Source organism: Streptomyces sp. NPDC028289 (genome assembly GCF_055565975.1).
Genome location: NZ_JBVHTI010000001.1, coordinates 1487208 through 1510427, shown reverse-complemented (window position 1 = coordinate 1510427; position 23220 = coordinate 1487208). Strand labels below are relative to the sequence as shown.

The 23220-nt window shown below is 69.2% G+C and carries 22 protein-coding genes and 1 pseudogene; 8 read left to right on the top strand and 15 right to left on the bottom strand.

Features of this window, described 5'->3' with window-relative positions; genetic code table 11:
* Nucleotides 1-200 precede the first annotated feature (200 nt).
* Both glmS and ACZ4UV_RS06635 read right to left on the bottom strand, forming a co-directional pair.
* The gene (gene glmS, locus ACZ4UV_RS06640; RefSeq protein ID WP_467836083.1) at nucleotides 201-2018 is read right to left on the bottom strand and encodes a glutamine--fructose-6-phosphate transaminase (isomerizing); all 1818 of its coding nucleotides are present in this window, start codon (nucleotides 2016-2018) and stop codon (nucleotides 201-203) included.
* A 30-nt stretch (nucleotides 2019-2048) separates the two neighbouring features.
* Nucleotides 2049-2306, bottom strand: a complete 258-nt coding sequence (locus ACZ4UV_RS06635) for a hypothetical protein (protein ID WP_388912219.1) — start codon at nucleotides 2304-2306, stop codon at nucleotides 2049-2051.
* 165 nt (nucleotides 2307-2471) lie between these two features.
* Between ACZ4UV_RS06635 and ACZ4UV_RS06630 the strand changes: the two genes are divergently transcribed.
* A complete protein-coding gene (locus ACZ4UV_RS06630; protein ID WP_467836082.1) occupies nucleotides 2472-4037 on the top strand; it encodes a purple acid phosphatase family protein in 1566 nt (521 codons plus the stop codon).
* Nucleotides 4038-4054: 17 nt separating this feature from the next.
* Here ACZ4UV_RS06630 and ACZ4UV_RS06625 read toward each other — a convergent pair whose 3' ends face one another.
* The 10 genes from ACZ4UV_RS06625 to ACZ4UV_RS06580 all read right to left on the bottom strand — a co-directional run bounded on the left by ACZ4UV_RS06625 (nucleotide 4055) and on the right by ACZ4UV_RS06580 (nucleotide 14984).
* Nucleotides 4055-4924, bottom strand: a complete 870-nt coding sequence (locus tag ACZ4UV_RS06625; protein WP_451022942.1) for a DUF4429 domain-containing protein — start codon at nucleotides 4922-4924, stop codon at nucleotides 4055-4057.
* Nucleotides 4925-5026: 102 nt separating this feature from the next.
* Nucleotides 5027-6796 carry an IucA/IucC family protein gene (locus ACZ4UV_RS06620; protein ID WP_467836079.1) on the bottom strand — a complete coding sequence of 590 codons (1770 nt, stop codon included), beginning with the start codon at nucleotides 6794-6796 and terminating at the stop codon, nucleotides 5027-5029.
* Nucleotides 6793-7338, bottom strand: a complete 546-nt coding sequence (locus tag ACZ4UV_RS06615) for a GNAT family N-acetyltransferase (RefSeq protein WP_451020561.1) — start codon at nucleotides 7336-7338, stop codon at nucleotides 6793-6795. The genes ACZ4UV_RS06620 and ACZ4UV_RS06615 overlap by 4 nt, the downstream gene beginning before the upstream one ends.
* The gene (locus ACZ4UV_RS06610; protein ID WP_467836077.1) at nucleotides 7335-8612 is read right to left on the bottom strand and encodes a lysine N(6)-hydroxylase/L-ornithine N(5)-oxygenase family protein; all 1278 of its coding nucleotides are present in this window, start codon (nucleotides 8610-8612) and stop codon (nucleotides 7335-7337) included. The genes ACZ4UV_RS06615 and ACZ4UV_RS06610 overlap by 4 nt, the downstream gene beginning before the upstream one ends.
* Nucleotides 8596-10062 carry a lysine decarboxylase DesA gene (gene desA, locus ACZ4UV_RS06605; protein WP_467836606.1) on the bottom strand — a complete coding sequence of 489 codons (1467 nt, stop codon included), beginning with the start codon at nucleotides 10060-10062 and terminating at the stop codon, nucleotides 8596-8598. The genes ACZ4UV_RS06610 and desA overlap by 17 nt, the downstream gene beginning before the upstream one ends.
* Before the next feature lie 125 nt (nucleotides 10063-10187).
* Nucleotides 10188-11060 (bottom strand): siderophore-interacting protein, encoded by an 873-nt coding sequence (locus ACZ4UV_RS06600; RefSeq protein ID WP_467836075.1) that lies wholly within the window; start codon nucleotides 11058-11060, stop codon nucleotides 10188-10190.
* Nucleotides 11061-11110: 50 nt separating this feature from the next.
* Nucleotides 11111-12157 carry an ABC transporter substrate-binding protein gene (locus ACZ4UV_RS06595; RefSeq protein ID WP_451020564.1) on the bottom strand — a complete coding sequence of 349 codons (1047 nt, stop codon included), beginning with the start codon at nucleotides 12155-12157 and terminating at the stop codon, nucleotides 11111-11113.
* 55 nt (nucleotides 12158-12212) lie between these two features.
* A complete protein-coding gene (locus ACZ4UV_RS06590; protein WP_467836072.1) occupies nucleotides 12213-13106 on the bottom strand; it encodes a methyltransferase domain-containing protein in 894 nt (297 codons plus the stop codon).
* Between the two features lie 410 nt (nucleotides 13107-13516).
* Complete coding sequence (locus ACZ4UV_RS06585; RefSeq protein WP_451020566.1) at nucleotides 13517-14239, bottom strand: hypothetical protein; 723 nt, start codon at nucleotides 14237-14239, stop codon at nucleotides 13517-13519.
* A 142-nt stretch (nucleotides 14240-14381) separates the two neighbouring features.
* Nucleotides 14382-14984, bottom strand: a complete 603-nt coding sequence (locus tag ACZ4UV_RS06580; protein ID WP_467836067.1) for a hypothetical protein — start codon at nucleotides 14982-14984, stop codon at nucleotides 14382-14384.
* 546 nt (nucleotides 14985-15530) lie between these two features.
* Here ACZ4UV_RS06580 and ACZ4UV_RS06575 point away from each other — a divergent pair.
* From ACZ4UV_RS06575 to ACZ4UV_RS06545, 7 genes and pseudogenes are all read left to right on the top strand, one after another.
* Nucleotides 15531-15782: a hypothetical protein gene (locus ACZ4UV_RS06575; protein WP_467836065.1), complete on the top strand. Its 252-nt coding sequence runs from the start codon at nucleotides 15531-15533 to the stop codon at nucleotides 15780-15782.
* A gap of 396 nt (nucleotides 15783-16178) precedes the next feature.
* Complete coding sequence (locus tag ACZ4UV_RS06570; RefSeq protein WP_467836063.1) at nucleotides 16179-16826, top strand: alpha/beta hydrolase; 648 nt, start codon at nucleotides 16179-16181, stop codon at nucleotides 16824-16826.
* A 155-nt stretch (nucleotides 16827-16981) separates the two neighbouring features.
* Nucleotides 16982-17585: pseudogene (locus ACZ4UV_RS06565) on the top strand (transposase); the annotation flags it as partial.
* A 21-nt stretch (nucleotides 17586-17606) separates the two neighbouring features.
* The gene (locus tag ACZ4UV_RS06560; RefSeq protein ID WP_451020570.1) at nucleotides 17607-18020 is read left to right on the top strand and encodes a cytidine deaminase family protein; all 414 of its coding nucleotides are present in this window, start codon (nucleotides 17607-17609) and stop codon (nucleotides 18018-18020) included.
* A gap of 270 nt (nucleotides 18021-18290) precedes the next feature.
* Nucleotides 18291-18788 (top strand): DUF6083 domain-containing protein, encoded by a 498-nt coding sequence (locus ACZ4UV_RS06555; RefSeq protein ID WP_467836061.1) that lies wholly within the window; start codon nucleotides 18291-18293, stop codon nucleotides 18786-18788.
* Between the two features lie 271 nt (nucleotides 18789-19059).
* Nucleotides 19060-19230 carry a hypothetical protein gene (locus tag ACZ4UV_RS06550; RefSeq protein WP_451020572.1) on the top strand — a complete coding sequence of 57 codons (171 nt, stop codon included), beginning with the start codon at nucleotides 19060-19062 and terminating at the stop codon, nucleotides 19228-19230.
* A 732-nt stretch (nucleotides 19231-19962) separates the two neighbouring features.
* A complete protein-coding gene (locus tag ACZ4UV_RS06545; protein WP_467836059.1) occupies nucleotides 19963-20172 on the top strand; it encodes a hypothetical protein in 210 nt (69 codons plus the stop codon).
* A 74-nt stretch (nucleotides 20173-20246) separates the two neighbouring features.
* Here the strand turns inward: ACZ4UV_RS06545 and ACZ4UV_RS06540 are convergent, their stop codons facing one another.
* From ACZ4UV_RS06540 to ACZ4UV_RS06530, 3 genes are all read right to left on the bottom strand, one after another.
* On the bottom strand, nucleotides 20247-21722 hold the full coding sequence (locus ACZ4UV_RS06540; protein ID WP_467836057.1) for a sialidase family protein: 1476 nt from the start codon (nucleotides 21720-21722) through the stop codon (nucleotides 20247-20249).
* A 469-nt stretch (nucleotides 21723-22191) separates the two neighbouring features.
* A complete protein-coding gene (locus tag ACZ4UV_RS06535) occupies nucleotides 22192-22398 on the bottom strand; it encodes a hypothetical protein (RefSeq protein ID WP_451019099.1) in 207 nt (68 codons plus the stop codon).
* Nucleotides 22399-22600: 202 nt separating this feature from the next.
* A complete protein-coding gene (locus tag ACZ4UV_RS06530; protein ID WP_451019098.1) occupies nucleotides 22601-22876 on the bottom strand; it encodes a hypothetical protein in 276 nt (91 codons plus the stop codon).
* Between the last annotated feature and the right edge of the window lie 344 nt (nucleotides 22877-23220).

The following is a 23220-nucleotide window of genomic DNA, read 5'->3' as shown; positions in this document are numbered from 1 at the left end:
GATCCAATGAGCGGACCCCCCGTGGTTTGGTGGCACACGTGGGGGTCCGTTCGGTTTCGTCGGCCCGTGCGGGTGCGTGGGGGCGGGCCGCGCAGTTCCCCGCGCCCCTGAAGGGGCGCTCGCCCCTGGTCTTTTAGGGGCGCGGGGAACTGCGCGAGCAACCCCCACGCACCCGCACAGTCAACGCGACCGGATGACCCCTACTCCACCGTCACCGACTTGGCCAGGTTCCGGGGCTTGTCGATGTCCCGGCCCAGCGCCTTCGCCGTGTGGTAGGCGAGGAGCTGGAGCGGGATGCCCATCAGGATCGGGTCGAGTTCGTCCTCGTTCTTCGGGACGACGATCGTGCGGTCCGCCTTCTCCTGGTGCTGGTGGGCCACCGCCAGGATCTTGCCGCTGCGGGCCTTGATCTCCTCCAGGGCCGCGCGGTTCTTCTCCAGGAGGTCGTCGTCGGGGACGATCGCCACCGTCGGAAGGGCCGGCTCGATGAGGGCCAGCGGGCCGTGCTTGAGCTCGGACGCCGGGTACGCCTCCGCGTGGATGTAGGAGACCTCCTTGAGCTTCAGGGAGGCCTCCCGGGCCACCGGGTAGCCCCGGACGCGGCCGATGAAGAGCATCGAGCGGGCCTCGGCGTACTCCGCGGCCATCTTCTCGATCTCCGCCTCCTGAGCGAGGATCTCCGAGATCTGGGCCGGCAGCTTGCGCAGGCCCTCGATGATCCGCTTGCCGTCGCGGACCGAGAGGTCGCGGATGCGGCCGAGGTGCAGCGCCAACAACGCGAACGCGACCGTTGTGTTCGTGAAGCACTTGGTGGACACCACGCAGACCTCCGGGCCCGCGTGCACGTACGTCCCGCCGTCCGCCTCCCGCGCGATCGCCGAGCCCACCACGTTCACCACACCCAGCACCCGCGCGCCCTTGCGCTTCAGCTCCTGGACGGCGGCGAGCACGTCGTACGTCTCACCGGACTGGGATACGGCGATGTACAGGGTGTCGGGGTCGACCACCGGGTTGCGGTAGCGAAACTCCGACGCCGGCTCGGCGTCGGCGGGGATGCGGGCCAGCTCCTCGATCATCTGGGCGCCGATCATGCCCGCGTGGTACGACGTGCCGCAGCCGAGGATCTTCACGCGGCGCACGGCGCGCGCGTCGCGGGCGTCGAGGTTGAGGCCGCCGAGGTGGACGGTGGAGAAACGGTCGTCGATGCGGCCGCGCAGCACGCGGTCGACCGCGTCGGGCTGCTCGAAGATCTCCTTGTGCATGTAGGTGTCGTGGCCGCCCATGTCGTACGACTCGGCCTCCCACTCCACGGTGGTCGGCTCGGCCGTCGTCCGGGTGCCCTCGGTGGTGTAGGTGCGGAAGTCGTCGGCCTTGAGGGTGGCCATCTCGCCGTCGTCGAGGGTCACTATCTGGCGGGTGTGGGTGACCAGGGCCGCGATGTCGGAGGCGACGAACATCTCCCTGTCGCCGATGCCGAGGACGACCGGGGAGCCGTTGCGGGCGACCACGATCCGCTCGGGGAAGTCGGCGTGCATGACCGCGATGCCGTAGGTGCCCTCGATCAGGCGCAGCGCCTGGCGGACCTTCTCCTCCAGGGTCTCCGCCTGGGAGCGGGCGATCAGGTGGGTGAGGACCTCGGTGTCGGTCTCCGAGAGGAACACCACACCGTCCGCCTCCAGCTTGCGGCGCAGCTCGGCGGCGTTGTCGATGATGCCGTTGTGGACGACGGCGACCTTCTGGTCCGCCGACATGTGCGGGTGGGCGTTCACGTCGGAGGGGGCGCCGTGGGTGGCCCAGCGGGTGTGGGCGATGCCGGTGGTGCCCTTGAACCGCGCCGGGACCTTGGCCTCCAGGTCGCGGACCCGGCCCTTGGCCTTCACCATCTTCAGGCCGGCCGTCTTCGGCGCGGAGACGACGATGCCCGCCGAGTCGTAACCGCGGTATTCCAGCCGCTGGAGACCTTCGAGGAGGAGGGGGGCGACGTCGCGCTTACCGATGTATCCGACAATTCCGCACATATATAGGTGTTCCGTATCCCTAAGCCGTAGTCATCCGTAGACCATGCGACGCAGCTGCCGGAGGGTGAGCTCCGGCGGGGCGACCGCCCTGTACTTCAGGTCCGCCGCGATCCGGTCGAAGATCTCCGCGTTGACCAGGCCTTCGGCCTGGAGCTCGCGGTGGCGGCGACGGACGTAGTCCGCCGTCGTCTCGTCGAAGTAGGCGAGCACGTCCTGGATCACCCGCAGCGCCTCGCCCCGGCTCAGGGGCGAGGACCGCATCAGATGATCAACGAGTTCGTCGTGCACCCGGTAGATCCTCGGGTACCGGCGCCGGTTTCGCAAGAATCCTGCCCGATTCCGGGCAACAGGCTGTTGAATCTCTTATGGGGTGCTGTTCGCAGCCTGTCCATCCTGTGTCTTGCGCCACGTTGCTTGTGGAGACGATTTTCAGACGCCATGGACATTCCTCGTATGGGCGTACCCGATGAGCTCGCCGACCGCATGAGCATGGCCGAGCAGCACGAGTACCTCCGCGCCAAGTTCTCCCGGCGCTCCATGATCAGAGGCGGCGCCGTCACGCTCGGCACCGTCACGGGCGGCTCGTTCGGCCTGGGCGGCACCGCCCAGGCCGCCGTCCCGACCCAGTCCTCCGCCCCCGCCACCGAGTACGTCGACGGCGCCTACGTCGCCCCGTTCGGCCGCCACCTCGCCTTCGGCAACGACGCCAGCACGGAGATGACGATCTCCTGGCAGGTCCCGGTCGCGGTCAAGAAGCCCTTCGTCCGCATCGGCACCCACGCCTCGCACCTCTCGGTCAAGATCGACGCCGAGATCCGCACCCTGTACACCCCGGCCGGCATCGGCGCCAGCGGCGACCACACCCAGTACTACGTGCACGCCAAGCTGGCCAACCTCAAGCCCGGCCGCACCTACTTCTACGGCGTCGGCCACGACGGCTTCGACCCGGCCTCGCCGCAGTTCGCCGGCACGATAGGCACCTTCACCACCGCGCCCCGCAACAAGCAGCCGTTCACCTTCACGGCCTTCGGCGACCAGGGCGTCAGCTACCACGCCCTGGCCAACGACAGCCTGATCCTCGGCCAGAACCCCAGCTTCCACCTGCACGCCGGTGACATCGCCTACGCCGACCCGGCCGGCCAGGGCAAGACCTCGGACACGGTCTTCGACTCCCGCACCTGGGACCAGTTCCTGGCCCAGACCGAGTCGGTCGCCAAGTCCGTGCCGTGGATGGTGTCGTACGGCAACCACGACATGGAGGCCTGGTACTCGCCGAACGGCTACGGCGGCGAGGAGGCCCGCTTCACCCTGCCCGACAACGGGCCGGACAAGAAGAACCTGCCGGGCGTCTACTCCTTCGTCCACGGCAACACGGCGATCATCTCGCTCGACCCGAACGACGTCTCCTTCGAGATCCCGGCGAACCTGGGCATCTCGGGAGGCACCCAGACCACGTGGTTCGAGGCGCAGCTGAAGAAGTTCCGCGCCTCGAAGGACATCGACTTCATCGTCGTGTTCTTCCACCACTGCGCGTACTGCACCTCCACGGCGCACGCCTCGGAGGGGGGCGTGCGACAGGAGTGGGTGCCGCTGTTCGAGAAGTACACGGTGGACCTGGTCATCAACGGCCACAACCACCAGTACGAGCGCACCGACGTCATCAAGGGCAACACCGTCGTCAAGAAGCTCCCGATCGGCGAGACGGCCTACTCCGAGACCGAGGGTGTCGTCTACGTCACCGCGGGCGCGGCCGGCCGCAGCCTCTACGCGTTCACCGCCCCGGACTCCTACGAGGGCCACCTGAACGAGGTCGACTCCGTCGCCTCCTTCATCAACACCAAGGACGGCAAGGTCAACGAGACCGTCACCTGGTCCCGGGTGCGCTACCTCAACTACTCCTTCCTGCGCGTCGACGTCGAGCCCGCCCCGCGCGGCCAGTACGCCAAGCTGAAGGTGTCGGGCATCGCCGAGACCGGCGACCGCATCGACCACTTCACGGTGGCGCGCAAGGCCAAGTAAGGCTCCGCAGGCGGTCCTCACAAGCGTTTGAGGACCGCCTGTTTGGCCAGCGTGAACTCCTCGTCCGTGAGCACCCCCTCGCGATGCAGCTCACCCAGCTCGCGGAGCCGGCGCAGCAACGCGTCGTGATCGGCCTCGGACGCCCTGGGCGCCCCCGGCTCCCCGGACGCCTCCGGGACGACGGCCGCCGACGGATGCGGCAGCCGCGCCTGCACCGCCGCCGCGACCAGCGCCATCAGCGGATCCCGCCTGAACCCCCACAGCTCCACCGCGTTCGGGTCGTACTTGGCCCGCTCCCGGGCCGGCGCACCGGTCACCCGGAACCGCAGATGGCCGTTCTCCAGCCCGGCGGACGGCTGCCACTCCACGCCGAGGATGTCCGCCAGGGCCAGCGTGCGCGGACCAGCGGCGGCCTTGACGTCCTCCGTCTTCCAGTTCCACTCCAGGCGCACCCGCTCCCCGTCGAACGACGCCGTGCCGTCCCCGGCGGAGACCGACAGCGGCAGCGGCGGCCCCGGCAGCAGGTACTCGCTCACCGGCGTGCCCGGCACCTGCTCCAGGAGCAGCGCGTCGCGCACCTCGTCCGTGAAGTACTCGGCGACCCCGTACCGGTCCGGCTCGACGGTCAGCCGGTAGGGATCGTGGGGTTCGGCGAGGCGGCCCCCGGTGGCGTGCAGCAGCGGATCGGCGCCGTCCCGCAGCCGCAGCCTCAGCCGCCCCTGCCGGCGGCCCTGCTCGAACGAGATCCCCGCCAGCGCGCCCAGCGGCACGACCAGTTCACCCAGGGCCCGTCGCAGCACCCCGACGTTCTTGTCCCGCCCGGGAGTCAGCCGCAGCGCGGCGCCGTCGAAGGCCCAAGTGCCGTCTTTCTGGATGATTTCCGCCACGGCAGGATTGTTCCACCGGAGCACCGGAAGGCGGTCTCGCCCCGTCCCGGTCGCCGGCGGGCTCCCCCGGGGACCGTACCCGGGGGAGCCCGCCGGCCTGGATCAGAACCCCGCGACGGGATTCTTCAGGGTTCCGACCAGCTGGAGGGCGCCCGACGGGTCCGCCAGGTCCACCATCTGCCGGTTGTCGCGCAGCTGGAGCCGGTTGAGGCAGGACAGGGCGAACTCGGGCGCGAACATGTCGTACTGCGCGAACCTGTCGGCGAGTTCGGGAGCCGACTCCTGGTATTCGCGGGTGACCTCGGCGACCGTCCGCCAGAAGTCGTCCTCCGCCAGCACCCCCTCGGCCGCGAGGTTCGCGGCGAGGAAGCGGAAGAAGGAGTCGAAGACGTCCGTGAAGATCGAGAGGAGCTTCTTCTCCTCCGGGACGTCGACGCGCAGCCGCTCCACCGCCGGCGGCAGCACCGCGTCCGGGTCCATGACCGCGATCTCCTCGGCGATGTCCTTGTAGACCGCCCGCCGCACCACACCGTCCGCCAGGACCAGGATGACGTTCTCGCCGTGCGGCATGAAGACCAGGTCGTAGGCGTAGAAGCTGTGCAGGAGCGGCGTGAAGTAGGCCCGGAGGTAGGCGCGCAGCCACTCCCGCGCCGGCAGCCCGCTCCGCTCGATCAGCGCGGCTGCGAAGGAGGCGCCCTCGTGGTCCACGTGGAGCAGGGAGGCCATGGTCGCCAGGGACTCGCCCTCCCGGAGGGAGGCGACCGGGCTCTCCCGCCACAGCGCGGCCAGCATCTTCCGGTACGGCGAGTACCGGTCGGTGGCCTTCTCGTACTCCAGGTGCCGGTAGCCGACGGCCGCCCGCTCCCGGATGATCGACAGCCCGGTGGACCTGAGCACCGGGTCGTTGTCGATGAGCTGGACCAGCCAGTCGTTGATGGCCGGGGTGGCCTCCATGTAGGCGGCCGAGAGCCCGCGCATGAAGCCCATGTTGAGGACCGAGAGAGCGGTCTTGACGTAGTGCTTCCCGGGGTGCGAGCGGTTGAAGAAGGTCCGGATGGACTGCTGGGCCAGGTACTCGTCGTCGCCCTCGCCCAGGCAGACGAGGTGTTCGCGGGCGACCTCGGCGGCGAAGGTGACGGTGAGCTTGTTCCACCACTGCCAGGGGTGGACCGGGATCAGCAGGTAGTCGGCGGGGTCCAGGCCCCGGTCGCGCAGGACGCCGTCGAACCGCTCGACGGTCGCCGCGCCCAACTCGTCCCGTACGAACGACTCGTAATCGATCCCCACCCCGGCCGTGAACGCGGCCCGTGACCGGTGGGCCGCCAGCCACACCAGCCTCACCGGGTTCGCGGTCTCGGGGGCGTACGACAGGTACTCGTGGACACCGAAGCCGAGCCGTCCGTTGTTGGCGACGAAGCAGGGGTGGCCCTCGGTCATCCCGGTCTCGATGGCCTGGAAGCCGCTGCTGACGAGCTCGGCGACCGGGACCTGGGGCTTGGCGAGCTTGTAGCAGGTACCGGAGAGGGTGGAGGAGATCTCCTCCAGGTAGACCGGCAGGATCTCGTCGCTCAGGCCCAGCGACTTCTGCAGCTCGATGAAGAAGTCCAGCGCCGCCAGCGGAAGTTCGGTGCCGTCGCGGGTACGGGAGATGGAGCCGGCGTCCACCTGCCAGTGGTCCAGGGCGCGGCGGACGGCGGTGAAGCGGTAGCGGGTGAGCCCGTCGTCGCTGCGGACGACGTACGACGTCCCGTCCGGCTCCGGGGTGATCAGGCGCTCGTGGGCGAACTCGGCGAGCGCCTTGCGTATCAGCAGCCGGTTGGCCTTCTCCCAGCGCTCGGGGGAGAGGTGGGCCACGGCGTCGGCGAGGGTCATACGGCGGCCACCGCCCTCGCGAACCGCTCCCGGGTGCAGTAGCTCAGCAACGCCTTCTTCTCCGGCTTCTGGATCTCCCGTACGGGCACGAACCCGACGGCCTCGTTCAGCGCGTGCACGGCCTTGTTGCCGACGTCCGGCTCGACGACGATCCGGCGGGTCGCCGGGTCCTCGAAGAGACGGGCCACCACGGCCGTGATGACGGCCTTCGTGAAGCCGTGCACCGGGGTGTCCGTGGCGGGGGTGAGGAAGTGCATCCCGACGTCGCCGGGCTCGGGCTCGTACAGCCCGACCAGCTCGCGGTGGACGGGGTCGTAGTACTCCATGAGGAAGGCGGCCCGGCCGTCCTCGCCGAGGCCGAGCAGCGCGTGGTGGTGCTCGTCGGCGGCGATCTCCATGTACGCCCGCTCGACGTCCTCCAGTTTCGCGTCCTGCATCATCCAGTAGGCCGCCTTGGGGTGGGTGACCCAGCGGTGCACCAGCTCGGCGTCCCGGAGGGGGTCGAGGGCGCGGAAGGCGAAAGTCGTCGTCATCGTGGTCATACCGCGAACTCCTGGAAGGCGATCGTCTTCTCCACCGGGTAGTACTCCGAGCCGAGCAGCTCGCGGATGATGTACGCGTTCCGGTAGGGGCCCATGCCCAGGTCGGGGCTGGTGATGCTGTGGGTGTGGACGCCGGCGTTCTGCAGGAAGACGCCCCGGCCGGTGACGTCGATCGCGTAGTTGCGGGCCACGTCGAAGTTCCCGTGCGTGTCGTAGCGCAGCCGGTCGCGGACGGGCCTGAGGAACTCGGGCTCGGCGTACCGGTAGCCGGTGGCCAGGACCAGGCCCTGGGTCTCGATCTCGTAGTCCTTGCCCTGCTCCTCCTGGCGCAGTTTCAGCGTGTACCTGCCGTTGTCGTAGGCGGCCGCCCGCAAGGAGGAGTTGGTCAGCAGTCTGGTGGGGACCGGGCCGCCGAGGCTCTTCTGGTAGAGCAGGTCGAAGATCTCGTTGATCAGGTCGCCGTCGATGCCCTTGAAGAGGCCCTTCTGCTCGGCGGTGAGCCGGTAGCGGGTCGCCTCGGGCAGCGCGTGGTAGTAGTCGACGTACTCCGGGCTGGTCATCTCCAGGGTGAGCTTGGTGTATTCGAGCGGGAAGAAGCGGGGGGAGCGGGTCACCCAGTTCAGCCGGTAGCCGTGGACGTCGATCTCGCCGAGCAGGTCCTGGTAGATCTCGGCGGCGGACTGGCCGCTGCCGACCAGCGTGATCGACTCCTTGGACTGGAGTTCCTGCTTGTGCCGCAAGTAGCGCGAGTTGTGGATGAAGTCGCCGCCCAGGCCCCGGCAGGCCTCGGGGATGTGCGGCGGGGTGCCGGTGCCGAGGACCAGGTGTCGGGCGCGGTAGGTCTCCCCGGCGGCCGTCGTCACGACGTAGACGTCGTCCTCGTACCGGACCTGCGTCACCGTCGTACCGAAGCGGACGTTGGTCAGCCGGTGCGCCGCCCAGCGGCAGTAGTCGTCGTACTCGACCCGCAGCGGATAGAAGTTCTCGCGGATGTAGAACGGGTACAGCCGGCCCTTCTCCTTCAGGTAGTTGAGGAAGGAGTAGGGGGACGTCGGGTCGGCGAGGGTGACCAGGTCCGACATGAACGGGGTCTGGAGGTGGGCGCCGTCCAGGAACATGCCGGCGTGCCACTCGAAGTCGGGCTTCGAGTCCAGGAAGACGCCGTCCAGTTCGGCGATCGGCTCGGTCAGGCAGGCGAGGCCGAGGTTGAAGGGCCCGAGCCCGATGCCCACGAAGTCATAGGTCTTGGACGGGTGTTCAGGACGCGCGGTCAAGGGAGTCTCCCAGGTACTGCTCGGCGTGGCCGGCGATCAGGTCGAGGACGGCGGCGATGTCGGCCGTCGTGGTCTCGGGGTTGAGCAGGGTGAACTTCAGGTAGTGGCGGCCGCCGACCTTGGTGCCCGCGACCACCGCGTCGCCGGAGGCGAACAGGGCCTTGCGGGCGTACAGGTTGGCGCGGTCGATCTCGGCCGGGTCGGTGACGGCCGCCGGGATGTAGCGGAAGACGAGGGTGGAGAGGGACGGCTCGACGACGACGTCGTAGCGCGGGTCGGCCGCGAGCAGCTTCCAGCCCTCCTCGGCCAGCTCGCAGACCTCGTCGAAGAGTTCGCCGATGCCGTCGGCGCCCATGGTGCGCAGGGTCATCCACAGCTTGAGGGCGTCGAAGCGGCGGGTGGTCTGGAGGGACTTGTCGACCTGGTTGGGGATGCGCTCGGTGACCATGCGGCGGGGGTTGAGGTAGTCCGCGTGGTAGGTGACATGGCACAGGGTCGAGGCGTCCCGGACCAGCACCGCGGACGAGCTCACCGGCTGGAAGAAGGACTTGTGGTAGTCCACGGTGACCGAGTCGGCGCGCTCGATGCCCGCGAGCCGGTCCCGGTGCTTCAGGGAGGCGAGCAGCCCACAGCCGTAGGCCGCGTCGACGTGCATCCACACGCCGTACTGCTCGCACAGCCCGGCGATCTCGGGGAGCGGGTCGATGGAGCCGAAGTCCGTGGTGCCGGCGGTGGCGACGACCGCCATGGGCACCAGGCCGTCGTTCTCGCACCGCTCCAGCTCGCGGGCGAGGGCGACGGTCTGCATCCGCTTGTCGGCGCCGACGGGGACGGGGACCACCGCGTCCTGGCCGAGGCCGAGCAGTTTCGCCGACTTCTTCACGCTGAAGTGGCTGACTTCGGAGGCGAAGATGCGCAGTTTGCCCAGGCTGACCGTCCCTTCCCACTCTCCCGGCCCCGGCTTCGCCTCCTCCCTGGCCAGCAGCAGCGCCTGGAGGTTGGACTGGGTGCCGCCGGAGGTGAACACGCCGTCGGCCGCGTCCCCGAAGCCGATGCGGGCGGTCGTCCAGTCGATCAGCTTCCGCTCGATGAGGGTGCCGCCGGCCGACTGGTCCCAGGTGTCCAGGGAGGAGTTGACGGCGGAGAGCACCGCCTCGCCGAGCACCGCCGGGATGACCACCGGGCAGTTGAGGTGGGCGAGGTAGCGGGGGTGGTGGAAGTAGACGGCGTCCCGGAGGTAGACGTCCTCCAGCTCGTCCAGGACCGCGGTGGTGTCGTGCAGCGGCCGGTCGAGGTCGATGCCGTCGATGCGGGGGGAGAGGGCGTCGACGGTGACACCCGTGAACGGACGGTCGGTGGTGGCGAGTTTGGCCGCCACCCGCTCTACTCCTTCGGTCACGGAGCGGCGGTACTGCTCCGCTGTGAGGTCATTGAGCAGGTGCGAGCGCATGAGGGGGTCCTCCGGGACGATCCGTGCGGGGGAGGGGAGCCATCGCTCCACTTAGGTTAGCCTAACCTAAGTAACGCGGTGAAGCACTACCCTTCTCGTGACAGCCGTCACGTCGACAGCCGTAACTACTCGCCGGCCGCCCGGAGCTGCTCCTCCGTCAGCCCCTGTCGCCAGTACCCGACGAAGGTGACCCGGCGCCGGTCGATCCCGCGCTCGCCGACGAGATGCCGGCGCAGCTCCTTCACCCGCCCCGACTCCCCGGCGATCCAGGCGTACGGGTGCGCGCAGGAGGGGAGTTGTGCGGCGCGGATCTCCGCCACGGCATCGCGGCCGCCCACCAGCCAGGTGATCTCCGCGTCCGCCTCCGTGGCCACGTCCTGGACGTCCCCGGCGTGCGGCACCTCCAGCCAGGCGCGTACCCGGGTGCCGGCGGGCAGCGATTCGAGGATGGCGGTCGCGGCCGGTACGGCGGTCTCGTCGCCCCAGACCAGCACCAGGTCGGTGTCCTCGGGCGGCCGGCAGCGGATCGCCCGGTTGTCGGCGACCGCCGGGCCGAGGAGGACGACCCGGTCCCCGGCGCACGCCCGTGCCGCCCAGCGGGACGCGGGCCCGGCGGGGGTGGCCGCGCCCGGCTCGATCCCGTGCAGCACGAAGTCGATGTCGATCTCGTCGGGGTCCCGGCGCAGCGCCCGCAGCGTGTACGACCGCATCACGGCCCGTACGTCGTCGGGCAGTTCGCGCCAGCCCTGCCACCACCCTCCCCCACTCTCGGCTTCGCTCGAGCGGGGGGACCCCCATCCGAGCTCGACGGGCACCGCCGGCTCGGTCTGCCCCTCGGCCGGGATGAACAGGGAGAGCGACTGGTCGCGCCCGTGGGAGTGGAAGTGCGCCAGGTCGGCACCGGCGAAGGTGACCCGGACCCGAGACGGACCGAGCCGCCTCGTCCGTACGACCTGGAGGGAGAAGAAACGGAACGGGGCGGCCACGGCCGTCGTCATATGAGCTCCTGGGACTCAGGAAGTTGTATGGGCGTGCTGCTTCGTGCAGGTCAACTGACCTTCTTCGCCGTCTCGATCGCCTTGGCGAGGTTCTCCACCATCGCGACGCACTTGTCGTAGGAGAAGATCGGCTCGGGGGAGCGGGCGATGACCTGCCCGGCCTGCACCGCGGCGAGCTTCTTCCAGGTGGCCTGGGTGATGTCGGCGGGCTGGATGGTCGCCGTACGGTCGTCCATCATGATGATGTCGGCCTTGTACTTGTCGACGTTCTCCCAGCTCAGCGACTCGTACCAGCCGCCGCTCGCCTTCAGTACGGACGCCGAGGGCTCGACGAGGTTCACGCCGAGGGCCTTGAAGTACTCCAGGTCCACGGAGAGGTTGGAGCCGGAGACGTAGAACAGGTCCTGGGCGGCGGAACCGGCCATCACCGTGATGCCGGGGTGCGCCTTGGCGGCGGCGCGCAGCCGGGACGACGCCTCCTCGAACCGCTTCTTCGCGTCGGTCACCTTGCTCGCCGTCATGTCCGCGCCGAGCGACTCGGCGAGCGCCCAGACGCGCTGCAGCGGGACGGTCAGCTGACGGTCGTAGGCCGAGATGCCGACGCTCGGGGCGAGCTTGGCGATCTTGTCCTTGGAGTCGTCCGGGACGTACCAGAGGGTGCCGGCGCCGTCGAACATGGTGGTGATGAGAACGTCCGGCGCCAGCGCCGCGTACTTCTCGACGTTGAACTGCCCCCACTCGTTGCCGAGAACGGTCAGCTTGCTGATGTCCATGTCGCCGGCCTGGACATCGGCCTTGCCGGCCTTGGTCCTGGTCGGCCCGAAGACGCCCTTGACGCCGATGCCGTAGTCGTACAGCGCGGCGGCGACGCCGACGAACGCGACGATGTTCGCGGGGGCCTTGTCCAGCTTCACCGTGGTCCCCCGGTCGTCCTTGAACGTCCAGGGACCGGACTTGGCGGCCGTCGTCTCCTTGTCGGAGAAGCCACCGCTTTTGTCGTCGTCACCGCAGGCGGCAAGCACGGCGCCGAGACCGAGGGCACCACCGGCGGCGAGGATGCCACGGCGGGTGAGGTGGGCTGCTCTGGCGTTGGGCATAGGTGTGCCTGCTTTCGGACGTGCGGAAACACCGCCGGACGGGATGAAGATTAGGTTAGCCTAACCTCAGATGTACAGGCCCGGCCCCTCGGTGCTCCGTCCGGGGCCGGTAGGCGGTGGCCAGCACGGAGACGGTGATCCGGTCGGGCAGGAGGCTGGCGCCGCTCATGTCCGCGTGGCTCACGTGGCGTGCACTCGGCGTCATCGCCAGCAGGTCGAGGGCCTCCTTCCCGGCCGGGGTCGCGAAGTACTCCACCTCCTCGGTGGCGGCGACGGCGAAGAACGGATCCAGTGCCCGGTGCAGGCGCTGCTCCTTGGCCGGGTCGATCGTCACCATCGCGGGCACCCGCTCGCGCAGCTCGGCCAGGTGGCGCCCGGTGGGGCGGACCACGACCAACCGGCCGGTCGGGCGCAGGACCCGGTGGAACTCGGCCGGGTTGCGCGGGGCGAACACGTCCAGCACGACGTCGGCCGCCGCGGTGGCCAGCGGAAAGGGACGGAAGACGTCCCAGGCCGCCGCGGCGGCACGGGCATGGGCCCGGGCCGCCGAGCGCAGCGCACGCACCGACGTGTCCAGGCCCAGACCTCGGGAGCCGGGCAGTTGGTCGAGAACACCGGCCAGGTAGTAGCCCGTGCCGCAGCCCACGTCCAGCACCGTGGCCCGCTCGGGCGCGGCCGCGGCCGCCAGACGCGCCACGACGTCACGGATGGGCGCGTAGCCGCCGGTGGACAGGAACCGCTCCCGGGCCTGCACCATGACCGCGTCGTCGCCGCTGGTGGCGCGGGTGCCCGTCAGCAGGCCGGCGTAGCCGTGGCGGGCGATGTCGAAGGTGTGGCCCGCCGGGCAGCGCAGCGCGTTGCCGTCGGGGTACAGGCGGTACGTGCGGCACGTCGGGCAGCACAGCAGGTCGAGGGAGAGTTCGAGGGCAGGGGGAAGCGACACGGGCACGAGGCACTCCTGGCGACGGTGGAAGGAGAAGGGCCGTGCCTGCGTGCGCACGCAGAAGGCTGCCGCCGTGGAGAGGAACGGGCAGTGACAGCAACGTGGTTCACACAGCAGGCACACCAACGAGAGCGACGCCGACCGGCATCGCCCTCAATGCCTTCCGGTCACAGGAAGCAGTGGTGCGGGGTGCTCAGGAATGCCACGCCACGAGTTTACGGGCGCCGAGCAGGGCCCGGGCCGGGCGAAGCCGAGAGACCGCTGCCGAAGTCCCAGAACTTGTGACCGCCGATGAGACGTAAAACGTGCGCACTGCGGTGAAGTCTGCTGACGCCGGCGAAGCCACTGTTCAGCTGTCCGTCCAGGGCGGGGCTGTAACGGGCCCGGGACGACCGCGGCTCCCCAGGCCCAGAGCTTCAGTCGGATGCCCGGTGCGGCCGTCGCTGCTCGCCGTTCAGAGCGTTGCTGATCTCCCGAAGGCGCCTCTCCGGCAGAGCAAAGGCGTTGCAGGGGTTTCGGTAGGAGTGCCCGCCGTCGTTGATCCAGACGGTGTCCGCCAGCCTCCAGTAGGCAGGCTCCCACTGCCCCTGGTTTTCCAGCAGCATCCCCGCTACTTCGGCGGGCTCTTCAATCAAGGTGAGAGCGGCAAGCGCGGCAGTGAGGGGTACAGCAGCGTCGTCGGGGAGCCGCGCATCACCGAGGGTCGGGAAGAGCAACAGGAGGCGAGCGTCGGCATCGCCAACCCCCTCTGGTGCCGGCTGTCGCGCAGCGGACAGCAGTTCCAGCCAGGCCGTGCCGGGCCCCATGAAGTGGCCGTCGTCCACCGCGAGAGTCTCTGCTGCGGGCCAGGCCGGATGATGTATCAGGTAGTCCACTCCCCGGTCCCCGTCGAGGTTGCGGTAGACGACATAGAGGGTGTGGCCGGAGTACAGGGGCACCCTGAACACGGGCCACTCGTGGGCGGCGGAGAGCACTCGGTGCAGCTCCATGGCCGCGTCCCAGTCGGCACCGAACGCAGCTCGCTGCGCGTCCTCACCGCGCAAACAGGTACCGAGGTGCACCGGCCAGAACAACGGGGCGTCCAGGTAGGCGCTCCCTTCGACCAAAGGGCCGCCTTGGTATCCCGGGATCTGCAGCACCCGAGGATCATGGCATGAGACGCGGACACTCCTGCCTCCACGCCTTCGACAGGATGTGCATGCGGCCTCGCACCACAAGCGCCCAAATGCCCGCAGCTTCCAAGCTGAGGTCATCCGCCAGCGCGCGTACCCGGGAGCAGGGTCAGAGAAGGTCCCGCCAGAAGGGAACCGTTGCTCGCGGGTCCCAGCTCTCGTCGACCTCACCCCGCGCCTCGTCGAACTCCTGGTGCATGTAGTCGACCAAGTCCAGCCCGTAATAGATGATGTCGGTCTGCCACATCGAGAGCACCGGATGCCCGAAGCTCCCCCGGCCGGCGGGCAGGTACCGGTGGGCATACACGGGCACCATCAGCGGCACCTCCAGCAGACGATGCCGCGCCGCGTCCAGCGCCGCCGCCTCCTCGGCCGGACGCTCACCCCAGCCCGCGTACCAGAACCTGTTGTGTTCAACACCGAGCAGTACACCCTCGACCGGCCAGTCGAGCTGTCGGCGCAAGCTGTCCGGATCACCGCCGCGCCACTCCGGCCAGGGCCTGGACCAGGTCTGTCCGTCCTCAGGCGGGACATTGACCGGTAGGCCGGCCGCAAGGAAGGCTCGGTGATCGTCCGCGAACTCGAAGCCGTAGTCGCGTTCGATGCGCTCGAACTCGACATCCGTCAGCCCCGGCTCGAACTCATAGAGGCCTATCGCTGCCAGACGATGTGCGGCCTCCGCACCCAGACGTACTCCCTCACAACTGATCACCGCCGCACGCTAGCGCCAAGTGAGACCCGCAGCCATGGGAGTTGCGCGCGCTCCGTCTTGATGACCGATCTCTGTAGACCTACGGATCAGAAGACTTCTGACATCCACGACTGACATCAACGACGCCAGGCGGGGACGTACGCCGGCATCTCTGTCCGACTGCCGCATCATGCGGACGCTGCCGCCGGAGCAGGCCCGGATCGATCCCCTCGAACTGGCCCCTTGCGAGGGTCACGGCCTGCCACGCACGTGCCACAAAGTCCACTGGGACTCCACTGGCCCCGCTCATGGCAGATCACCGCAGAGGGCGGCAGTCACGGCCCAATCCAGCCTCCAGCGGGGCGCTCAGGCTGCGAGATGGCGGGGGCGCCGTTCGCGAGTGCCGGCGAGCAGTGGCGTGCATGTGGAGCCGGGGTGGGCGGTGGTGGCGGGAGCGGGAACCTGACGGGCGCAGGTCAGTCCTGCACGCTGCGGTACCTTGCGGCGATGAATGCGGCGGCAGTGGGGTCTCCGGAGCCCTGCGACTGGTGCGGGCGGCTCGGATCAGTGATCCAGTTTGACAGCTGGGCGGAGGACGGGACACTCCTCTACCGTGACCCGGCCCTGTGCCACGTGTGCGAGCTGCTCACCGATGCCGACACAGGCGAGGTCGGCGACGCCTTCTGTCAGCTCGTGGCAGATCTCGATCTTCGACTGGCGAACTTCGAGGCCGGGTTGGCTGCGCGGTGGCAAGAGAAGGTCCGTATCGGGCAGCGGCAGCCACAGCGGGCGGACGAGCGGCCACCAGGGCAACGCTGAAGCTGGGGCGTAGCCGCCAGCGCCGGCTCAGAGGGGCGTATTGGATATCGCCGCAGGTGCCAGCCCTCGGACGTGAGTTGAGGTGAGTCGCGCGCTCGCAAGGGTGGAGGTTCCAAGGGTGACCATGGCCCGGATTCGAACCGGGGTTTCCGTATCGGGGCGAACCCGAGTGCGACGTCCCAGTGCCGCGTCAGGCAAGGTTCGCCCTGTCCGCGTGGGCCTGGATGAGCAGCCTGATCGTTAGGGTCGGGGCCCCGCCGCGCGATGCGCCAGGACGTCGTGCGGAACGGGGCGGGAAGTGTTGACCGTGGATGTCGCTGTGGTGAGCGGGCTCGTATATGGAGCCAGTGGACAGCGTTTGGACGTCGGCCTGCGACTTCGGAGGCGTCGCCGGTCGTGCTGCTCTGGCACGGAAGAGGTCCCGAGGAGCGGGACGTTCTCGCGCCGCTCGCCCGGGCCGCGGCTTCGCTGGGTGCCGTGTGCTTCGTCCCGGACTGGCGGTCGGACGCCGACGATAGTGGTCGAACCCACCTACGCGAGTCCGCCATGTTCGTCCAGCAGAACGCAGCCGAATTCGGGGGAGACACCGGACGGATCGCGCTTGCCGGCTGGTCCCTGGGGAGCAAGGCTGCGATGGCCGCCGCCATGGACCCCGGCGCACTCGACGGCTGGAGACCCCGTGCCGTCGTCGGTATCGCCGATGGATACACCCGACCGGAACCGCTGACGGGTCGCGCCCCGATCGACGAACTGACAAGGGCCCAAGAATCGCTGCCGGCCATCCCCGTCTGGCTGATCCATGGATCTGCTCTTCCGGTCGTGGACGTCCAACAGCCACGCCAACTCCATGCGGCTCTTCAGCACCGGGGCTGGCCAACCTCGCTCGACGTGCCCGACACCGACCACGCCGGTGTGATCATGACCGAGTACGACCCCGAGTCCCGCCGCTGCCGACCCAGCCACGCCGACCACGCCGTACGGGCAGGAAGCCAGACAGCCCACCGCCTCTTCCGCGCCGACAATTTCGCATCCCGCGCCTGCTGAACGGTCCGCGGGCCGTCCTGAGCACGGACCGTCTGGTGACCCGTAATCGCCCTTGCCCCGGGGTGACATGACGCGCCGTTCGGATACTGGGCCGGACGGCGCAGTGGTGTCAGGCTGCGCGGGTGGCAGGACGAGTACGCGTCCGGGAAAACGATGACGACGAGGTCATACCCAAGGAAGACGAGCCCGAAGTCGTCTTCTGCCTGGACGAGTTCGGTTCGCTCAATCTCCAGCCTTACCCCGGTCGGCAGCGGGCCGAGCGCGGCGGCAGGCACAAGGACCCCGACCAGGAACCGGCTCCGCCGACGCGCGGCCTACACCCGCCCGCACGGAGTCAGGCACCTGTTCGCCGCCCACGACCTGGGCAGGGACAAGCTCTACGGCCACATCAAGACGAAGAAGAACCGGACAAGGCTTCTGGAGTTCTGCAGCTACCTGCGCAGTCTCTACCCGCCCAGGATTCGTATCGCGATCGTGCTCGACAACTCCTCCCCGCGCCTGACCACCGAGAAGGACACCCGGGCCGGCGACCGGGCCAAGGCCGATAACGTCGAATTCGCCTGCACGCCGACCAATAGCTCGTGGCTGAACCGGATCGAGGCCCAGTTCACCGCCCTGCGCTCCTTCACGCTGGACGGCACCGACCACAGCAGCCACAAGGAACAAGGCAGCGTGATCCGCCGCTACATCATCTGGCGGAACAAGCACACCGCCGATATTCGCTTGCACGCCATCGTCACTCAGGTCAACGTCGCCTGACACCTGACGAAGGCAGAGAAGATGACCACGCAGACCCACCCCGTCGACCACGAACTCATCCAGGCCGCGGCGCACGTCGCACGCACTCGCTGCCGCGGCGACAACCACACCATGGCGGCCGCGGCCCGCGCCCGGGACGGCCGGATCGTCACGGCGGTGAACGCCTACCACTTCACGGGAGGCCCCTGCGCCGAGCTGGTCGTGATTGGCGCGGCAGCCGCCCAGGGCGCCTACGAACTGGACACGATTGTCGCTGTGGGCGACCGCGACCGGGGGGTTGTCCCCCCGTGCGGCCGGTGCCGTCAGGTCCTTCTCGACTACTTTCCCGCCCTCCAGGTCATCGTCGGCGAAGGCAACCACCTCCGAACCGTCCTTGTCACCGACTTGCTGCCTGAAAGCTACGTCTGGGCCGATCACCAGCTCGACGCCGAGTAGACCGCGCCACTCAGCACGAGCTGGCACCGCCCGCCGGCGACAGCGCGAACATTGCTCGATACGGCACTAGGCCGCTGAACGACACATGCCGGGCGGATCGCACTGACTCAGAGACCGCCGAGCCCACCTCCTTTTGCGGGATGGCGCCTCAGGGACGCCGGCCCAGGTCGAGCCCATCGCCGCGCCGAGGCTCACCTGCTCTCCTGATCGTCAAATGCGGCCAAATCGCGCCCTACTACGAATTGCTCAGACTCGCTCACACTCGGATACATGGGGGCGAGCGACGATCGCGACGAGCACTTATGCCAGCGCTGTGGGGAGGACGGCCCGACGGTCCGTAGCCGAGGGCGCATTGATCTCATGGCTGTACTGTGCGACGGCTGTTGGAATCGGCTCGCCAACGAAATGGCGGAGCAAGAGGGCGCAACAGCGCCACCTCGACACGAGTTCGACCCCGACGATGTGACGTTTGTGGAGCCGCCGACTTGCCGTCTGTGCGGGGCTGATGTGCGGGTCTATCCCACTGTCTACGATCGATGGGTCCACCTGGCCATGACGGACCTACCGGCCAAGGACGTCCCCCGGCCTTTCCGGTGGCGGCTGGTGAAGGTCACGCCCCCTCACTCGCCCGTCGTGATCGACATCGTGGCTGTCCGAGTGCGCGGCATTGATCCGATACCCGGTGAGCTGGTGACGCCGGCTCATCAGTTCCTGTGCGCTGCGCCGCAGGCCGAGCGATCGGTTGTCAAGAGGTCGCTCGATCGCTGACACCAGCGGGCGGCGTCGAGCCGCTTTCCCAGCGAAGTGCAGGGCCCGGAGGGTGCCGCGATCGACCTGACGAAGATGAGACCACAGGTTCAAATTCCGTGCTCAACCCGGGGTGGCAACCGCAACTGATGGATGGCGCCCCGCTGACTTGCATCAGGGCGATCAAGGTTTGCCCCATGGTTTGAGCAGGTGTGGAGATTCCCCCTGGAAGATCCCGTGACTTACGATCACGCCCTGGATCACCGGGAAGTCATCGCAGCCAGGGGGCATCATGGACTTCTTTATCGGCATCCTTCTGATCATTTTTGTGGCACCGCTGGTCGGGATCATAGGCCGGCGGGTCGAGAACGCTGGTCGCGAAGGTTTGGGTAAAACACTCTCTATCGGTGGATACCTGCTGGTGCTCGGAATCGCCGGATGGTTGATCATCCGTAGCTTCTGACTTCGAGTGGCAACGTCCTGGCGTGGATGCGCGCGGTACAGCACTGAAGTACACCAACCACAGCCGTCGTCCGTGCCCGGCAGTGCTCATCAAGGGCGCGAGCGAACCTCTGCAGCAGGCGCCATGAGCCGTGGGGATCGACGTGGAACTGCACTCAGCACCGCGCGTAACCGGCGCAAGTCTCGAGCGACGCTGCTGTTGCCGACGAGCAGGACGACACCGATTCCACGGCGGTGCCGGACAGGGTCCTGTGGCGCGCATTGCAGGGTGATCCCGGAGCGCGGGAGGAGCTGTCGGCCATGCTGTCCGCTCCGGCTGGGGGCGCGGTCGCCATCACGGCATCGGGTCAGCGGGCGATCGCCGCGCAGCGTACAGGTTCCGCGACCACCGGTGACGGTCACACCCCCCACGGCCGTGACCGAGAGGCGACGCCGTACCCGAGCCGCAAGTCGAGGAGTCCGGGCGGGGGGGGGGGCGACAGCGGCGCGGTAGATCGGTACCGGTGACACGGGGATGTGCTGCCCTGCGAAGCCCCGCAGGGGGCTGGCGCGCAGTCGGGGCCCGCGATCCCGCATGGTCTCTTCGTTCCAGGGCCTGTCTGACGGGGCGCGTCACCGGCCCCGCGCCCGACAGCTCTGTCACCCGAATGGCCCAACGTGACGTGCCACCCACATGGGTGAAGATCAAGCTGGCTAGTGCCCCAACCGAGGCAATCCGTGAAAGGCGAACCACATGCGCATTCGACGAATCCTCGGCGCCGTCATCGCCACGGCAGCCCTCGCCGGACTCGGCCTGACAGGCGCCGCCACCGCCACCGCCGCCACCGCACAGGGTGCCCCGTCCTACGTCACCCCTTCCCATTGCAAGCAGGGCGGTGGAACGCCCGATCTGGCGGACAACCTCTGCAAGGGCGGTACGTACGACGGGGAGCAGGTCGACTGAACCTCACAAGGCGCCCCGCAGCCACGCGCCGCGGGGCGCTCCCGTTGGCGGGCGGCCGACGGCGTCCGCGTCGGTCAGCGGGTGCGGAGACTGCCGGTGTACACGTCCGTACGGTTCTGCGGTGCGCCGGAGTTGGTCTCGGTGAGTACCGCCCGTACTCCCTCGCCGTCTGCCGCCAGGCCTTGGTAGTCGCCGAGGAAGTAGCCCCCGGCGTACGGCGCCTGCAGCCAGTCGAAGACCCGCGAGATCCGGCGTTCGGTCCGGAGCCTCGGGTCTCCGTGCTGCAGCGTGGCCAGTTGGTAGGCGGTGGGCAGGGTGGTGGTGTTGCCGGGCCTGAGGAAGCGCAGGTCGTAGTAGGTGAGCGCGACCGTGCCCCGCTCGGCGACCGCGATCGACGGTGAGAAGGCCGGAACGCCCTTGGGGCTGATCAGCTCCGGGGTCCCCCAGGTGCGTCCGCCGTCGGTGGACCGCACGAGCTGGACGGAGTCGAACTTTCCACCCGAGAAGTCCGAGCCCTCGTAGGCCATGTACAGCGTGCCCGTCCCGGGGTCGACGGCCGGACTCGGCAGGGTGGACCCGGCGCGCAGCGGTTTGGCGGGGTCGTTCGGGTCGACCTCCGGTACGGAGGTGTCCCGGGCCACGGTGACCGGGGCGCTCCAGGTCTCTCCGGCGTCGGTCGAGGTGACCACCTCGTAGCGGGCTTCGACGACGGTGCTCAGATCGTCGGAGAGGGTGATCCGGTCGAAGAAGTCGTACAGGATGCCGGTGCGCCGGTCGGCGACGATCAGATGGCCGATGGTCTGGGTGTTCGGCACGGTGCTGGTGTCGACGAACGGACGGGCCCTGCTCCAGGTGCGGCCGCCGTCGCGGGTGAGGGAGATGTAGCCGGGACCGTCGAGGGAGCTGGGGCCGGGCGGGTCGTTGTCGAGGCGGTCCCAGACCTGGTAGGCGGTGCCCTTGCGGACCGGGTCGGCGGTGAGCGAGGGCTTGTCGTTGAAGAACGGCTGCTCGTCGACGTGCGTGGTGGTGAGGTTCTGCCAAGTGCGGCCGCCGTCGCGGGAGGTGACGGCCAGGAGGGCGCTGCGCGTGCTCTTCGTGAAGTCGACGCCCTCCCCGCCGGCGTAGACCGTGCCGTCCGGTCCGGTGCTCACCCAGGGGTCGGAGGCCCGTTCGTAGTCCGCGCCGCCGGGGGCGCACAGGCTGAACGGCAGCGTGCTCCGGTGGAAGGTGTGGCCGTCCGTGGTCCAGCCGGCCGCCAGGCCACGGGCGGCTCCGTCGTTCCAGCGGTCCTGCTGGAACACGGTGACCACGCGCCCGGGGTCGCGCGGATCGACGGCCAGGTACGGCTCGACCTCGGTGCCCGGGTAGACGATGCTGTCGGGGGACCTCGCTCCGATGGTGCACGTCGCGTACGGGTCGCCGTGGGACACCTTGACCAGCAGTGGTGTGCCGTCGGGGTTCCGGTCTGCCGTGGCGGGAGCCGCGCCGGTGGCCGTGACGAGCAGGAGCGCGGCGGTGGTGACGGCGGTCAGGGGCAGGACGACGCGCATGCGGGATCTCCTCCGGGCCTGTCGGCCGGGGTACGGGACCGCCGTCATCGGGGCGGCCTGGGGCGCGGAGGCGTACCGGAACGCGAGGGTGGGCGACTCCGTTGGTCCTTTTCGGCGTTGCAGCCGATGCCCTTGATGGGCCGAACGACGGAGTCGTCCCCGGAGTCGTCGAGAGCACGGCGGAGCCGACCGACGGGTGCGGGTGCACCGTGCCGGTCGGCTCCTTGGTCGTGCCCGTTCTTCTGCGCCTGTTCAGGACCTGCCGAGTGTCAACGACGCTCGTGGTCCGTACAGCAGGGCAGTCCGAATCGTTACAGCTGGGACATGCGGACGACCTCGGCGGTCGCTGTCTGACGACATGGCCGAGGCCGTTCAGGACGGCGTCGAGCGCGGTGTTCGGGACGGCCCGGACCGTCCCGAAGCGGTGACGGCCTTGGCTTCGGGACGGTCCCGGCCGGGCGCAGGCCGGTCAGGTGATCGCCTGCGCGGTCCCGTCGGGCAGTGCGCAGACGTAGCCGGCGTAGGGGCGGGCGACGATCTGTCCGCCGACGGCTGTGCAGTCGTCTCTGGAGATGTTCGGAGACGAGGCGGCCCCGGCGCTGACGGCGCCGACGGCGCTCACGCCGGCCAGGGTTGCCGCGGCCAGGGCGAGGCCCAGGATCCTGCGCATGCGCATGACTTCCTCCTCCTCTCAGGCGCCTTCGTTCGCCCTTCGGGACGGACAAGTCTCAAGACGACGGCGCCCTCTCACCCAGCATGGGCGCTCCGCATGAGCCCTGCGAGACGAGACGAGACGAGACGAGACGAGGTGAGACGAGGTGAGACGAGGTGAGACGAGGTGAGACGAGGTGAGACGAGGCTGGGCGCCGCGCGGTCCGCTAGCGCGGTTCGTGGGCCGCCGCCCGGCAGGCGGCGGTCGCGGCGCCGCCCGCCACTCCGGCCCCGGTCAGCCCGCTCACACAACTCTGCAGGTCTCCGACCACGCCACGGCTGCAGGCCGCCGTGACGGAGTCGGAAGCGGTGGCACCGGCCAGTTCGGCCATCTTCGTGCAGGCGGGGATGTCCGCCCGGGCCGCGGGAGCGGCGAGGACCGCGCCACCGAGGGTGAGGGCCAGGCCGGTGAGGGCACCGGCGATACGGGTCGACGTGCGCATGGGGACGCACCTGCCTTCCGGGTCGGTCGCGTGGTCCTGGCCCCGGCGGGCCGGATCCACGCGGTAAGGCCGCCCGGCGACGCTCGGTGAGTGCTGCGGCGGCCGGCAGGCTCACAGAGCAGACTGACCGCACGCTTCTGCGGCGCATCCATATGAGCCGCACCGGGACATCGTCGCCGGGTCGAAGGAGAGGGCCCCGGCCGCGGATGAGACGCACTCGGACCCTCCACTCGCGGGCCCCTCTCTCCAGCGTCGCATCCTCTCCCTCGCCCGTCCTGGGCATCCGGAGGCGGCCGCGCTGAGTAACCGCGACTGCGCAAAGCGCGATAACCGGCGCGTCCGCC